At 63.9% G+C, this 13,842-nt stretch carries 12 protein-coding genes; 6 read left to right on the top strand and 6 right to left on the bottom strand.

Annotated elements, in window-relative coordinates:
• The first annotated feature begins 44 nt into the window (after positions 1–44).
• Complete coding sequence (locus tag IVA98_RS26675) at positions 45–1,619, top strand: alkaline phosphatase D family protein (RefSeq protein ID WP_247303256.1); 1,575 nt, start codon at positions 45–47, stop codon at positions 1,617–1,619.
• Between the two features lie 133 nt (positions 1,620–1,752).
• Positions 1,753–2,571, top strand: a complete 819-nt coding sequence (locus IVA98_RS26670; RefSeq protein WP_247303254.1) for an aldo/keto reductase — start codon at positions 1,753–1,755, stop codon at positions 2,569–2,571.
• 66 nt (positions 2,572–2,637) lie between these two features.
• On the opposite strand, the gene IVA98_RS26665 is transcribed toward IVA98_RS26670, so the two are convergent.
• From IVA98_RS26665 to IVA98_RS26650, 4 genes are all read right to left on the bottom strand, one after another.
• Entirely contained in the window at positions 2,638–2,871 is a 234-nt protein-coding gene (locus tag IVA98_RS26665) for a hypothetical protein (protein WP_247303252.1), read from the bottom strand.
• Positions 2,872–2,957: 86 nt separating this feature from the next.
• Entirely contained in the window at positions 2,958–3,410 is a 453-nt protein-coding gene (locus IVA98_RS26660) for a hypothetical protein (protein ID WP_247303250.1), read from the bottom strand.
• Positions 3,411–3,714: 304 nt separating this feature from the next.
• A complete protein-coding gene (locus tag IVA98_RS26655; protein WP_247303248.1) occupies positions 3,715–4,947 on the bottom strand; it encodes an aminotransferase-like domain-containing protein in 1,233 nt (410 codons plus the stop codon).
• Between the two features lie 52 nt (positions 4,948–4,999).
• On the bottom strand, positions 5,000–5,527 hold the full coding sequence (locus IVA98_RS26650) for a DUF3124 domain-containing protein (protein WP_247303246.1): 528 nt from the start codon (positions 5,525–5,527) through the stop codon (positions 5,000–5,002).
• A gap of 67 nt (positions 5,528–5,594) precedes the next feature.
• Between IVA98_RS26650 and IVA98_RS26645 the strand changes: the two genes are divergently transcribed.
• The 4 genes from IVA98_RS26645 (at position 5,595) to IVA98_RS26630 (ending at position 11,075) form a co-directional block, all read left to right on the top strand.
• A complete protein-coding gene (locus IVA98_RS26645) occupies positions 5,595–7,325 on the top strand; it encodes a cation:proton antiporter domain-containing protein (protein ID WP_247303244.1) in 1,731 nt (576 codons plus the stop codon).
• Between the two features lie 171 nt (positions 7,326–7,496).
• Entirely contained in the window at positions 7,497–8,573 is a 1,077-nt protein-coding gene (gene ribB / locus IVA98_RS26640; RefSeq protein ID WP_247303242.1) for a 3,4-dihydroxy-2-butanone-4-phosphate synthase, read from the top strand.
• Between the two features lie 189 nt (positions 8,574–8,762).
• Positions 8,763–9,977 carry an acyl-CoA dehydrogenase gene (locus IVA98_RS26635; protein ID WP_247303240.1) on the top strand — a complete coding sequence of 405 codons (1,215 nt, stop codon included), beginning with the start codon at positions 8,763–8,765 and terminating at the stop codon, positions 9,975–9,977.
• Positions 9,978–10,157: 180 nt separating this feature from the next.
• Complete coding sequence (locus IVA98_RS26630; RefSeq protein WP_247303238.1) at positions 10,158–11,075, top strand: MBL fold metallo-hydrolase; 918 nt, start codon at positions 10,158–10,160, stop codon at positions 11,073–11,075.
• Positions 11,076–11,146: 71 nt separating this feature from the next.
• On the opposite strand, the gene IVA98_RS26625 is transcribed toward IVA98_RS26630, so the two are convergent.
• Both IVA98_RS26625 and IVA98_RS26620 read right to left on the bottom strand, forming a co-directional pair.
• Positions 11,147–12,001 carry a DUF1499 domain-containing protein gene (locus tag IVA98_RS26625; protein ID WP_247303236.1) on the bottom strand — a complete coding sequence of 285 codons (855 nt, stop codon included), beginning with the start codon at positions 11,999–12,001 and terminating at the stop codon, positions 11,147–11,149.
• Between the two features lie 204 nt (positions 12,002–12,205).
• Entirely contained in the window at positions 12,206–13,834 is a 1,629-nt protein-coding gene (locus tag IVA98_RS26620) for a fatty-acid--CoA ligase (RefSeq protein ID WP_247303235.1), read from the bottom strand.
• Positions 13,835–13,842 lie beyond the last annotated feature (8 nt).

The following is a 13,842-nucleotide window of genomic DNA, read 5'->3' as shown; positions in this document are numbered from 1 at the left end:
GGAGCGCAGGCACCTTCCGTTGCGATTCGACGAAGGTTTCCTGAATGGCAACGCTCCGCGCCGCGCGGGCATGGACCCGGCGGCAATTTTTGGTCCATTCAACCTCCAGTCTCGCCGTCGCCTCGCTTGGGACGCTCGCAAAGCCGCATCTCAGTCGCGCTGCCGACCGTCCGCAGATCACGAGCGGCATCCAGTCCGGCGATGTCTCTGGAGCCTCCGCCGTGATCTGGGCGCGTGCCGACCGAGCGGCGCGGATGCGGGTGGAGTGCTCGACCCTCGAGAGCTTCAAGGCGATCGTCGCGTCGGCCTCCGGCGATGCGCTGCCCGAGGCCGATTTCACCTCAAAACTACTGCTGAACGATCTGCCTCCCGGGCAGGACATCTTCTACCGCGTCCGCTTAGACGACGCCGCGACCGGGATTGCCGGCGAAAGCCGCGTCGGCCATTTCCGCACCGCGCCGGCTGCGGGCCAGTCGATCTCGTTCCTGTGGTCCGGCGACACCGCGGGGCAGGGCTGGGGCATCGACGTCTCGCGCGGCGGATATCGCAGCTATCGCACCATGCTCGACAACCGCCCGGATTTCTTCATCCATTCCGGCGACCACATCTATGCAGACTGCACGATTCCTGCCGAACAAAACCTGCCGAACGGCGGAATTTGGCGCAACATCGTCACTGAGGAAAAATCCGAGGTCGCGCACACGCTGGCGCAGTTCCGCGGCAATTACAAATACAACCACCTCGACGAACACTTTCGCGCCTTCCATGCCGAGGTGCCGATGTTGGCGCAGTGGGATGATCACGAGGTCACCAACGACTGGTCGCCGACCGGCAGCTACGACGCCGCCGGTTACGAGGACGACGGCACGCCGCTCTTGGTCGCGCGCGCCCGCCGCGCCTTCTTCGATTTCGTGCCGATCCGCGACGTTGGCGCGCGGCAGGGTCGGGTCTATCGCAAGATCGCTTACGGCCCGCTGCTCGACGTTTTCATGATCGACATGCGTAGCTATCGCGATGGCACCTGGAACAAGGGATGCGACCATCGCGGCTGGATCCTCGGCACCGAGCAGCTCGCCTGGTTGAAGCGCGAGCTCGCTGCCTCACGCGCGACCTGGAAGGTGATTGCGGCCGATTTGCCGATCGGCCTGATCAGCCTGGACGCCGTTGCGCTCGGCAATGGGCCGCCCGACCGGCGTGAGCACGAGATCGCCGATCTGCTGGCGTTCATCAAGCGCGCCGGAATCCGCAACATCGTCTGGCTCACTGCCGACATGCACTACACCGCCGCGCACTATTACGATCCCAACAAGGCGCAATTCCAGGACTTCGATCCGTTCTGGGAGTTCGTCTCCGGCCCGCTGCATGCCGGCACCTGGAGCCCGGGCGAACTCGATGACACGTTTGGTCCGGTCGCAATGTACCAGCATGGCTGTAGCGCTGCGCAGGGCGAGAATCTGGCGCCGTGCTTCGGCTTGCAGTTCTTCGGCCGGGTCGACATCGACGGCCGCAGCGGTGTGATGAGAGTGACCTTGAAGGACGTCGATAACCGCGATCTCTGGTCAGTCGATATCCAGCCGCAGCAGCAGGCACGACCGGCCGTCGTGGCTCAGCATTCGTAGGCCATTAACTCGATCTTGATTGGCCGCCCGGCGTCTCCCGCGCTATGGTCGCTGCTCCTGCCACTTCCTTTCCATCACCGAAGAGTCTGTCACCGCGCGTCTGGCGCGATGAACTACGTCAGGAGCCTGTTTCATGCACCATCTGCAGACACAGGGCATTAGCATGCCCAAGCTCGGCCTCGGCACCTTCCGCATGCAGGGCGATGCCTGCCGGGCCGCGGTCGAGAGCGCCCTGTCGATTGGCTATCGCCACATCGACACCGCCGAGATGTACGCCAATGAGGAGTCGATCGGCTCGGCCATCGCCGCTTCCCGCCTGCCGCGCGGCGAACTGCACATCACCACAAAGGTCTGGCACGAGAATCTGGCGCCGGAGGCGATCCGTCGCGCTTTCGATGCCAGCCTAAAGAAGCTCAGGCTCGACCATGTCGACCTCTATCTCGTGCACTGGCCGTCGAAAATCGCCAATTGGGGCGCGGTGTTCGAGACCCTGATGAAGCTCAAGGAGGAGGGGCGGACGCGGGCGATCGGCGTTGCGAACTTTACCACCGCGCTGCTCAAGATTGCCGTCGAGGACATCAAGGCGCCAATCGCCTGCAACCAGGTCGAATATCACGCCATGCTCGATCAATCGAAGGTGTTGGCCTATCTCAGTGCCAGGAGGATTCCGCTGGTCGCCTATTGTCCGCTGGCGCAGGGGCGCTTCGCAACAGATCCGGTGCTGAGCGAGATCGGCGTTAAGCACAACGCGACCGCGGCTCAAGTGGCGCTGAAATGGTTGCTCGATCAAGACGGCGTCGTGGCGATCCCGAAGGCGTCGCGGCGCGAGAGCCAGCAGGCCAATCTCGATGCCCTGAAGATCACGCTCGACGATGCCGACCGAAACAAGATCGCCGCACTGCCGAAGGACAGGCGCTGCGTCAATCCCGGCTTTGCGCCGGCGTGGGATTAGCCCCGAGTGCTTTCGAACGCGCAGAAAATGGCCCCGCGAGGGGCCATCTCCATGCTGCGTTGCGCTTTAGTCCCAGTGATGGTGGCGATGACTGCGCTTGATTACGACGACCTTGTCGCCGCGATGGTGCCAGCCGCGATGCCAGCCGTGGTCACGATGCATGCCGTATTCGGCGCGGGCAGCGTACGGGCCGTGATGATGATGACCGCGCTTGATCACCACCGTCTCGGCGCTCGCCAGAGTCGGCCCTGCGATCACGAGCGCGCCGAGAGCTGCAACCACATAACCACGCTTCTTCATGATGTCCTCCTCCAATCGAATGCACATCTAAACCGTACATGCACGCGAACGTTCCGGAGGAACGGCGGGAGAATTCTGAACGGCTGTTAATCACAGCGTTGCTGCGCCGGTGTTGGCGCGCCGGTCGCGACGTATTTGCCGTCTCTGATCGTGTACTCGCCGCGCTCGCTGCGATTGTAGATCGCGCGCAGGCTGCCATCCTCCTGCAAGAGGAGTCCGAATTCGCGCGTCTGATGGAGCGAGGGGAAGAACACCATCACATTGAGCAGGCCTTCGGCATCGACCGTGGCGGAGACCACCTCGTTCTCGTCCCTGGCGTCGCCGAAATTGCGCCGGTACATCACCCGGCCGTCCTTCGTGATCTCGTAAGTCAACCGTGCGCCCTTGTCGCGGTCGGGCCGAGCCGCGCAGTCGACCGCCCAAGAGCCGAGCAGGCCCCATTGTTCGACCCTTACCGCAAGCGTCTCGGCATGCGCCGCGGACACGAGTGCGACCCACGGCAGCGCAGCCGCGATCCAGCGGCTCAAGCAACGCGTCATGTCCTGGCAAGCCCCGCCTCGAAGAATTTCAAAGTACAGCATCCCGCTCACGGCCGCCCACGCTGGCTGCCGATCGCGCGCGAATCGGATCCGCGTCAATGAGGCCGGCCGCTTCCGGGTAGGATGCACTTTCCGGAGGCGAACGTGGATAGACCACTGCTGAATCAAGTCGTCAATTTTGCGGGCGAAGGGATTTTTGAGCGTTACGTCGTCCAGATCGAGGCCGGTAAGAGCAACATCTCGGTGGTCCTCTTGCTGCGGCTAGCCTCCGCATCCGCGGCAGCCAGCCCCAGCTGGCTTGGTATCAGGCCCTCTTCTCGATATTGGCACTGCGGGCCGGCACGCCAAATTCCTTGCGGCAAACCTCGGCCAGTACGGCGACGCCCTCACGGATCTGCTGATGCGTAGGGCTCGCAAAGCAGAGCCTCAGTCGTGAGCTGGAATGGTTCTTGTTGGTCGACCATTCCGGCCCCGGATTGATCGAGACACCGGCGGCAAGCGCGGCTTGATACAGTTTGAGCGTATCGACCTGGTCGGGCAGTTTCACCCAGAGGAAGATGCCGCCCTTGGGCTCATCGAACTCGGCCGCCGTCCCGAACTGCTCGTTGAGGGCCTCCATCAACGTATCGAGCTTGGTGCGCAACGCTTTCGTCAGTGCCGGCACATGGCTCGCGAAGTGCGGCTTGCAATAGGTCGCGAGCACCATCTGCTCCAGCGCGCCCGAGCCGGCATCCGTCTTCAGCGCCAGCATCCGCGACATCACATCCCAGGGTGCTACGACGAAGCCGACGCGCAGCGCCGGCGCGATCGATTTCGAGAACGAGCCGATATGGATCACGCCGCCGTTTCGGCTCATCGCATGGATCGCCGGCGGCCGCTGCCCGGACCAGACGAGGTCCGCATAGCAATCGTCTTCGAAGATCGGCACGCCGTATTCGGATGACAGGCGCAGCAGCTCGGCGCGTCGGCTCTCTGGCATGATGCTGCCGGTCGGGTTCTGCACGGTCGGAATCGTGTAGATGTATTTCGGCCGGATGCCGCGGCTCTTCAGATCGGCGAGAGTGGAGGCCAGCACGTCCATGCGCATGCCGTCCTTGTCGAGGGGGATGCCCACCACGTTGACGCCGAGCCGCGCCAGGCGGGTCAGCGAGCCCTGATAGCTCTCCTGCTCGAAAATGACGGTGTCGCCGCGCGCTAGCAGCGTGGCGTTGACGAGATCGAGCGCCTGAAGCGAGCCGGAGACGATCAGGAGGTCGTCGACCGTGCAGGTGATGCCGGCATCGCGCTTGAGCTTGGTCACCAGGAATTCGCGCAAGGGCAAATACCCCTGAGGTCCATGCGCCAGCCCATAGGTGGCGAGCGAGCGGCCCTCGCGCTGTAGTGCCAGGTTTGTCGCCTCGATCAGGCCCTCGAGCGGCACCTGTTCGGAGTCGTTGTTGCCGCCGACGAAGCTGTATTTGGCAAGGCCCGTCCAGCGCGCGGAGGGGGCCGGCAGCCCCGCGGGAAACAGGGGTGCGAAATCGAAGCTGGACGTCATGGGCGTTCCTCGTCTTGTTCTTGTTGGGGCGGTCGGCGTGCACCGGCCTCTCTTACTTCTTGCCGGCCGTCCGGGTCGGACGTCCCTGGCTGATGAAAGCGTAATGCGCATTGGCGACGCCGCCAACCATCAAGGCTTCGACCACGGGCTCGGCGATCTCGCTTGGCGCGGCCCAGTCGACGAGAAAATTGGCTCCAGTCCCGCCCCGTACGTCGTCGGTCGGAATGAAGATCGAGACGGTGGCGAGCGGTCTCAAGGCGACCGGCGCCTTCAGATAGCTCTCGACCTGCTTGCCTGCGGTGTCGAAATAGGCGATGCGTTTGACCACCAGCGGCTGGGTCTCGGAGGCGTTGTGCACGCTCAGCGTCACCGAGAAGTCGACACGCAGCTTGCCCTGGCTCATCGCGACGCTGGAATAGGCGGGCACGTAGAACCCGCCGGATACGGCGAGTTCGTCCTTCGGCAGCGCGGTGAGCGAATCGGCAAAGCTTTGTTCGATACTGATTTTCGATTGCGCGGCGGTGGGCACGGCATAGGCGAGGGGGCATAGCAGCATTGCTGCGAAGAGCCCTTCGCGCATGTGACGAATTGCTCGCTTGCCGCACCGCGACCCATCTCTAGGGTGCGGCAAAACGGACCAATTTGGCATGCACGAGCTCATTCGCGACATCACTCTCTGTATTCTGTTTGCCTGGATGCTGGGCCTGCTCGCCCATTTCTCCCGGCAGCCCCTGATCCTGGCCTACCTTATCGCCGGTTTCTGCATAGGTCCATTCGGCGCCGGCTGGGTCAAATCGCAGGAATCGATCAGCGTCATCTCCGAGCTCGGCCTGATCTTCATGCTGTTCATGATCGGGCTGGAGATCGACCTGAAGAAGATCGTGCGGGCGGGAAAGGTGATCCTGTTCGCGGCAGCCGGCCAGCTGCTCGGGGGCTGCCTGCTCGGGGTCCTGTTCTTCGTCGGCATTGGCTTGTCCCTCGGCAGCGGGCATTTCGATGCTGTCTATCTCTGTGTCGCCTGCGCGTTGTCGAGCACCGTCATCATCGTCAAGGTGCTCTACGAGAAGCGCGAGCTCGACACGCTGCCAGGGCGTATCACCCTCGGCGTGCTGGTGCTCCAGGATATCTTCGCCATCCTGTTCCTGGCGGTGCAGCCGAGCCTGGCTAATCTGCAAGTCAGCGTCATCCTGCTCTCGATCGGCCGCGTCGCAGTGCTGGTCGCCGCCGCGCTGTTGGTCAGCCGCTACGTGCTGCCGCGCCTGTTTCACCAGATCGCCCGGCGGCCCGAGCTGATCCTGCTCGGCGCGCTGGCCTGGTGCTTTCTCGTCGCCGAGATGGCGGAGCGGCTGTCGCTGTCGCGCGAGATGGGCGCCCTGATCGCCGGCGTCTCGCTTTCGACCTTTCCCTATGCGCTCGATGTCACGGCCAAGGTCACCACGCTCCGCGACTTCTTCATCACCCTGTTCTTCGTCGCACTCGGCATGACCATCCCCGTGCCCGGCCTCTCCGTGATCGGGCTCGCTTTGATGATCGCGGCGTTTACCGTGGTGAGCCGGCTCGTGACCACCTTTACTCCGCTTTATCTGATGAAACAGGGGCTGCGCGCCAGCCTGTTGCCGGCCCTCAACCTCGCCCAGATCTCCGAGTTCTCGCTGGTGGTGATCCAGACCGGCATCGCCGACCATCACATCGCAGCCGAGACGGCGAACGCGGCCTCCTTTGCCTTCGTGGTTCTGGCCGTGCTCTCGACCTTCGTGATGACGCGCAGTGACGAGATCACCCGCTGGATGATTGGGCCCCTGAAGCGGATTGGCCTGCGCGACCTCGATCATGGCAGTGGCCATGCCGAGGAGGCCCATGAGGGCGGCCACGGCGAGGCCCGCCGCATCGTCATCCTCGGCTTTTTCCGTGCGGCGAGCGCGTTGCTAGCCGAGATCGAGCGGCAGGCTCCGGTGCTGCTGGAGCAGATCACGGTGGTCGATTTCAACCCGAATGTGTACCAGACCCTGCTCTCGCGGGGACTGCACGTGATCTATGGCGACATCAGCAATGTCGACACGCTACTCCATGCCGGCATCGGCAAGTCCGAGATCATCATCCTCAGTGTGCCGGATTCGCTGCTGAAAGGCGCCACCAACGAGAAGCTGGTCCGCCACGTCCGCGCGCTCAACCCCACCGCCCTGATCGTGGCCACGGCCGACCTCCTGGCCGACGTCGGCGAACTCTACGAGGCCGGCGCCAGCTATGTCACGGTGACCCGGCTCAGCGACGCCCACGAGCTGTTCACGGTGATCGAAGCCGCCCAGGCTGGCCTTCTGGCCGACAAGCGCGCCGAGCTCGATCAACGGCTCGGCGAGCGGCGCGAAGTGCTACCCTGACCGGCCGGCCTTCCTCTCCGGCGCGCGCCGCCTATATCCTTGATATCTTCGCTGCAAGCCTGAATGACCCTGGCAGGCCTGCCGCCTGGCATATGTGGTTGCGCTGGGGAGACTAGCGCCCCGGCCCAAGTCCGGCTAAGCCTCCCGGCTATAACCGATAGAGATTGGGAAATGCCCGATAGCGTCCAGGAAGTCTTGCAGGCCTTTGCCCGAGGCGAGCTCGTCGTCGTCACCGATGATGAGGATCGCGAGGGCGAGGGCGATCTGATCGTCGCCGCCTCGCTCTGCACCGCCGAGAAGATGGCGTTCATCATCCGCCATACCTCCGGCATCGTCTGCGCGCCCGTGACCACCGAGGACGCGCGCCGTCTGCGGCTCGATCCGATGGTCGCCCACAACGATTCGGCGCACACCACCGCGTTCACGGTCTCAATCGACTACAAGCCCGATGGCGGCACCGGCATCTCGGCCGAGGAACGTGCCTCGTGCTGTCGCGCGCTGGCCAATCCCAATGTCGGCGCTAACGACTTCGCCCGGCCTGGCCACATCTTCCCGCTGATTGCCAAGGACGGCGGCGTGCTGCTGCGCTCCGGCCACACTGAAGCCGCGGTTGACCTCTGCAAGCTCTCCGGCCTGCCGCCGGTGGGTGTCATCAGCGAGCTCATGAACGACGACGGCAGCGTGATGAAGGGTGAGCAAGTCGCCCGCTTCGCCGCCGAGCACAAGCTCAAGCACGTCACCATCGCGGATATGATCGCCTACCGCCAGGCGCGCGAGAAGCTGATCGAGCGGGTCTCGACCTTCATCACCGAGAGCCCGATCGGACCCTTGCAGGGCTATGCCTACCGCTCGCCGTTCGATTCCATCGCCCACGTCGCCTTCGTCTACAATGGCGTTGGCGACGGCAAGAACGTGCTGACGCGCTTCCACAAGCCGAACATCGTCAAGGACACTTTCACGGGCCATAAGCGCATGGCGGCGGTGCTCGAGCATTTCAAGAAATCCGGCCGTGGCGTGCTGGTTTACCTGCGCGACGGCGCAGCCGGTGTGCCCGTGGCGCCGCTGCCGGACGAGTCGTCCACGGAAGCTGACCGCAACCGCCAATGGCGTGAGGTCGGCGTCGGCGCGCAGATCCTGCGCGATCTCGGCGTCACTTCGATCCGGCACCTCACGTCCTCGGTGCACGACTACAAAGGCCTGTCGGGCTTCGGCATCGAGATCGTCGCCAACGAGCAGCTCGAAAGCTGACACGCAGTGTCATTCCGGGATTGCGCTGAAAGCGCCAGACGCCGAATCTCGATGTCGTAGAAGCGAGGAGATTCCGGGTTCGATGCTTCGCCTCGCATCGATCGAAACCAGGATGCAATTGCACTTGTTGCCGCGGCGCTCTAATTTGTCCGGCAATTTATGACGGAACCAGACGCGAAAGGACGTTTCATGAGCGTGCGCCCTCAGGCCAAGGACAAGCCGGCTGCGGCTTCATTCCAGTGGGACGATCCGTTCCTGCTCGACGAGCAACTCACCGAAGACGAGCGCATGGTGCGCGACACCGCTCGCGCCTATGCCCAGGACAAGCTGCTGCCACGCGTCTCCCAGGCCTATCTCGAAGAGAAGACGGACCGCGAGATCTTCAACGAAATGGGTGAACTCGGCCTGATCGGCATCACCTTGCCGGAGGAATATGGCTGCGCCAATGCGAGCTACGTCGCCTATGGCCTCGTCGCGCGCGAGATCGAGCGGGTCGATTCCGGCTATCGCTCGATGAACTCGGTGCAGTCCTCGCTGGTGATGTATCCGATCTACGCCTATGGCGACGAGAACCAGCGCAAGAAATACCTGCCGAAGCTCGCCAGCGGCGAGTGGGTCGGCTGCTTCGGCCTGACCGAGCCCGACGCCGGCTCCGACCCCGCCGGCATGAAGACCCGTGCCGAGAAGGTTTCGGACGGCTATCGCCTCACTGGCAGCAAGATGTGGATCTCGAACGCGCCGATCGCCGATGTGTTCGTGGTGTGGGCCAAGTCGGCGGCGCACGACAACCAGATCCGCGGCTTCGTGCTGGAGAAGGGCATGAAGGGTCTCTCCGCGCCGAAGATCGGGGGCAAGCTGTCGCTTCGCGCCTCAATTACCGGCGAGATCGTGATGGACGGCGTCGTGGTTCCCGAGGACGCCCTGCTGCCCAACGTCTCCGGCCTGAAGGGCCCGTTCGGCTGTCTCAACCGCGCCCGTTACGGTATCTCCTGGGGTGCGCTAGGGGCCGCTGAAGACTGCATGCACCGCGCCCGCCAGTACACGCTCGACCGCAAGCAGTTCGGCAAGCCGCTTGCCGCGACCCAGCTGGTGCAGAAGAAGCTCGCCGACATGGAGACCGAGATCGCGCTCGGCCTTCAGGGCTCGCTTCGCGTCGGCCGCCTGATGGACGAGGGCAAGTTCGCGCCCGAGATGATCTCGCTCATGAAGCGCAACAATTGCGGCAAGGCGCTCGACATCGCCCGCACCGCCCGCGACATGCACGGCGGCAACGGCATCTCGATCGAGTACCACGTGATGCGCCACGTCCAGAATCTCGAGACGGTCAACACCTACGAGGGCACCCACGACGTCCACGCCCTGATCCTGGGCCGCGCGATCACGGGCATTCAGGCTTTTTTCTAACCACGTCTTCGGTGGCCATTATCTTGCTCAGCTGTCATCGCCCGCCTTGTGCGCAGTTGCGCACTGGGGCGGGCGATCCAGTATTCCAGAGATCGCGCCTTTCGCCACAGACGCCGCGGCGTACTGGATACCCCCTTCGCGGGGTATGACGGCGAGGGTCGGCAGTGCACAGGAAGTCCCATGTCCGACAATGACGACGTCCCGTTCAACCGCAACTTTCCGCTAACGCCCGGAATCGTCGAGGAGGTCCGCCCCGGCGTGCGGCGCGTGCTCTGCAACAATCCGAGCCCGTTCACCTTCACCGGCACGGTCAGCTACATCGTGGGCAAGGGCAACGTCGCCATCATCGACCCCGGCCCGGACGACGAGGCGCATGCGGCGGCGCTGCTGGAGGCCGTGCGCGGCGAGACGGTGAGCCACATCTTCGTCACCCACACCCACCGCGATCACTCGCCGAACACCGCGCGGATCAAGCAGGTAACAAGCGCGCCCGTTTATGCCGAAGGCCCGCACCGTGCCTCGCGCCCACGCTTCGAGAGTGAGAAGCACAATCCGGAATCCGGCGCCGATCGCGATTTCACGCCCGATGTCAGGATCGCCCATGGCGACGTCATCGAAGGCGCCGGTTGGCGGCTCGAGGCGGTGGCGACGCCCGGCCACACCGCAAACCATCTCGCCTTTGCCTGGCCCGAGCGGAAATTCAACTTCGTCGGCGATCACGTCATGGGATGGTCGACATCGATCGTGGCGCCGCCCGACGGCTCGATGATCGACTATATGGACTCGCTGGACCGTCTCGCGTCCCGCGAGGAGGATCTCTACTTCTCCGGCCACGGCCCGGAGATTCCGGACGGCCCGCGCTTCGTGCGCTTCCTGATCCGTCATCGCAAGGCGCGCGAGGCCTCGATCCTGCATCGCCTCGCCAAGGGCGAGACTGACATCCCGACCATGGTGCGTGCGATCTATATCGGGATCGACCCCAGGCTGACGACCGCCGCCGGCTACTCCGTGCTGGCGCACCTGGAGGACCTGGTCGCGCGGGGCGTGGTTGCGACGGACGGCGATCCCGTGATCGGCGGCACGTACCGGATGGCCTGAGGGCGAATAGCGAATGGGGAATGGCGAATGGACGGCTCCATTCGCTATTCGCTATTCCCCATTCGCCAATTTCACTTCTTCACCGTCTTCGCCGGCGTCTTTGGCGGCGCGACCGGGGCCTTCTTCACCGGCTTGAGCGCATCGGCATCGGCGGCGGTGTTGAGATCATCAATGAATTTCTTGACGCGGGCAGCGTTACTGCCGAGGTCGCTCTCGAAATAACGCGAGGCAGAGCGGATATCGACACGCGAATCATCGCCATCAGGCACGATCCGTATCGAGACGTCCTCGCGGAACCCCATGATCGGCGTGCGCGCGACTGCCTCGATGCGGCCGATACGGCGCGGCGGCTGCGGCGCGCGCTCGTCGATGACGAGCCATTTGCGCTTATTGACGAGCTGACGCGCGATCGCATAGGCGCGGTCCACCGGGATCTCCAGCTCGATCGGCTCGATGTCGGGATAAAACTGGCGTTGCTGCTCAGCCGAATAGAGGCCAGCATAGACCGCGGTGTTGGTGCCATCGCCGGTGCGTACGGGCGCCAGCGCGTCGAAGCGCGGCGGGTCGATTGGGTTGGTGGTGATGTCGTGGATCGCCGGCAGCTTGCGGTATTGCAGGCCAAGATAGGCCGGATAGGCGAGGATCGCGCCGTCGATCAGGAAAGCGAGCAGGATGCGCCCCATGCCGCGCGAGCCGTTCTGCCAGATCGCGGCAAAGCCGGCGAGCCCGAACAGGATCGAGAGGACGGCGATCGCGAGCCCGCCGAAGAAGGCCATCAGCGCGGGCTTCATCTCCAGGAAGTCGAAGCGGACGATGATGATCGAGACCACCACCGCCACCACCGCGAACACGGCCAGATTACGCGCCCAGCTTGCGAGGCTGGACACGGGCTCCGACTGATAGGGAGCGGAAAACCTGCGGGCCATCGGGTGAGCTCTGCCGGGGTTCTGAAGGCGGTGCCGGCCAGATCTGGCGCGACGATGCGCCGTTGAGACCATGGCCCGGGGGCAAATTCAAGGGAGACCGGACTGTTACGGCCCGCCATTCCGGGGCGATGCGGAGCATCGAACCCGGAATCTCCAGATTCCGGATCGGCTCTTTGAGCCGCCCGGAATGACGCGCGTAATGTCCTACGCCGCCGCGTTCGGGAAGCGGTAATCCTTGAACTGGTCGCGCAACGCCGTCTTGAGGATCTTGCCCGTCGCGGTATGCGGGATGCCGTCGACGAAGGCGACGTCGTCGGGCATCCACCATTTGGCGATCTTGCCGTCCATGAACTTCAGGATGTCCTCGCGCGTGGCCTGCTGGCCCTGCTTGAGCTGCACGATCAGGAGCGGCCGCTCGTCCCATTTCGGGTGGAACACGCCGATCACTGCGGCTTCGGCCACGGCCGGATGGCCGACCGCGAGGTTTTCGAGCTCGATCGAGGAGATCCACTCGCCGCCGGACTTGATCACGTCCTTAGAGCGGTCGGTAATGCGCATGTAGCCGTCCTCGTCGATGGTCGAGACGTCGCCGGTGTCGAAGAAGCCGTCCTCGTCGAGGATGTTGGCGTCGACCCGGTAATAGGCCTTGGCAACGGCCGGGCCGGCGACCTTGAGGCGGCCGAAGGTCTTGCCGTCCCAGGGCAGTTCCTTGCCGGCATCGTCGGTGATCTTCATCTGCACCCCAAATGGCGCGTAGCCCTGCATCTGGAGCACGTCGAGCCGCGCCTCGCCGGTCGCGTTCTGGAACGGCGGCTTCAGCGCCGCGACGCTGCCGATCGGGCTCATCTCGGTCATGCCCCAGGCGTGGCGGACGTTCGAGCCCATGTCGAGGAAGGCCTTGATCATCGAGCGCGGCATCGCCGAGCCGCCGCAGATCACCATCTTCAGGTCCGGCAGCTTCAGGTTGTTGGCGCTCATGTGCTGGAGCAGCATCAGCCACACAGTAGGCACGCCGGCCGTGTGCGTCACCTTCTCGGTCGAGAGCAACTCGTAGACGGAGGCACCGTCGAGCTTGGCGCCGGGCATCACCAGCTTGGTGCCCTGCGAGGGCGCGGAGAAGGCGATGCCCCAGCTGTTGGCGTGGAACAGCGGCACGACCGGCAGCATCGTCTCGGAGGCGCTGGTGCCGAGCGCGTCGACATTGTTGGCCATCAGCGCGTGCAACACGTTGGAGCGATGCGAATACAGCACACCCTTTGGGTCGCCCGTCGTGCCCGACGTGTAGCACATCGCGGCTGCCGTGTTCTCGTCAAAGTCCTTCCATTTGAATTTGCCGTCGGCCTGCGCAATCCAGTCCTCGTAGGCGACCACATTCTTCAGCGTGGTTTCCGGCATATGCGCTTTGTCGGTGAGTACGACGTAGCGTTCCACGCTCGGAAGTTTGTCGGCGATCTTCTCCAGGATCGGAACGAAGGTGATGTCGGTCACCACGATGCGGTCCTGCGCATGGTTGATGATCCAGGCGATCTGCTCGGGGAAAAGGCGAGGATTGACGGTATGGCAGATGGCGCCGATTCCCATGATGCCGTACCACACCTCGAGATGGCGCCAGGTGTTCCAGGCGATCGTGGCGACGCGGGCACCGAGCTTGATGCCGTCGCGCTCCAGCATCTGCGAGACCTTGAGCGCGCGCTGATGGATTTGGGCGTAGTTGGTGCGATGGATCGGTCCTTCGACCGAGCGCGTCACCACCTCTTGCTTGCCATGAATCCTGGCAGCGTGTTCGATGATCCGGTGGCAGAGCAGGGGCCAATCTTGCATCAAACCGAGCATTCTGACGT

It is taken from the genome of Bradyrhizobium sp. 160, from assembly GCF_023073735.1.
In the GTDB taxonomy this organism is placed as follows: domain Bacteria; phylum Pseudomonadota; class Alphaproteobacteria; order Rhizobiales; family Xanthobacteraceae; genus Bradyrhizobium.
Note: the sequence above shows the minus strand (reverse complement) of the source record. Positions and strands in the feature narration are given on the sequence as shown.

Coding starts and splice junctions, on each gene's coding strand:
- IVA98_RS26675 (WP_247303256.1), top strand. CDS start 45: ATGGCAACGCTCCGCGCCGCGCGGGCATGGACCCGGCGGCAATTTTTG.
- IVA98_RS26670 (WP_247303254.1), top strand. CDS start 1,753: ATGCACCATCTGCAGACACAGGGCATTAGCATGCCCAAGCTCGGCCTC.
- IVA98_RS26665 (WP_247303252.1), bottom strand. CDS start 2,871: ATGAAGAAGCGTGGTTATGTGGTTGCAGCTCTCGGCGCGCTCGTGATC.
- IVA98_RS26660 (WP_247303250.1), bottom strand. CDS start 3,410: ATGACGCGTTGCTTGAGCCGCTGGATCGCGGCTGCGCTGCCGTGGGTC.
- IVA98_RS26655 (WP_247303248.1), bottom strand. CDS start 4,947: ATGACGTCCAGCTTCGATTTCGCACCCCTGTTTCCCGCGGGGCTGCCG.
- IVA98_RS26650 (WP_247303246.1), bottom strand. CDS start 5,527: ATGCGCGAAGGGCTCTTCGCAGCAATGCTGCTATGCCCCCTCGCCTAT.
- IVA98_RS26645 (WP_247303244.1), top strand. CDS start 5,595: ATGCACGAGCTCATTCGCGACATCACTCTCTGTATTCTGTTTGCCTGG.
- ribB (WP_247303242.1), top strand. CDS start 7,497: ATGCCCGATAGCGTCCAGGAAGTCTTGCAGGCCTTTGCCCGAGGCGAG.
- IVA98_RS26635 (WP_247303240.1), top strand. CDS start 8,763: ATGAGCGTGCGCCCTCAGGCCAAGGACAAGCCGGCTGCGGCTTCATTC.
- IVA98_RS26630 (WP_247303238.1), top strand. CDS start 10,158: ATGTCCGACAATGACGACGTCCCGTTCAACCGCAACTTTCCGCTAACG.
- IVA98_RS26625 (WP_247303236.1), bottom strand. CDS start 12,001: ATGGCCCGCAGGTTTTCCGCTCCCTATCAGTCGGAGCCCGTGTCCAGC.
- IVA98_RS26620 (WP_247303235.1), bottom strand. CDS start 13,834: ATGCTCGGTTTGATGCAAGATTGGCCCCTGCTCTGCCACCGGATCATC.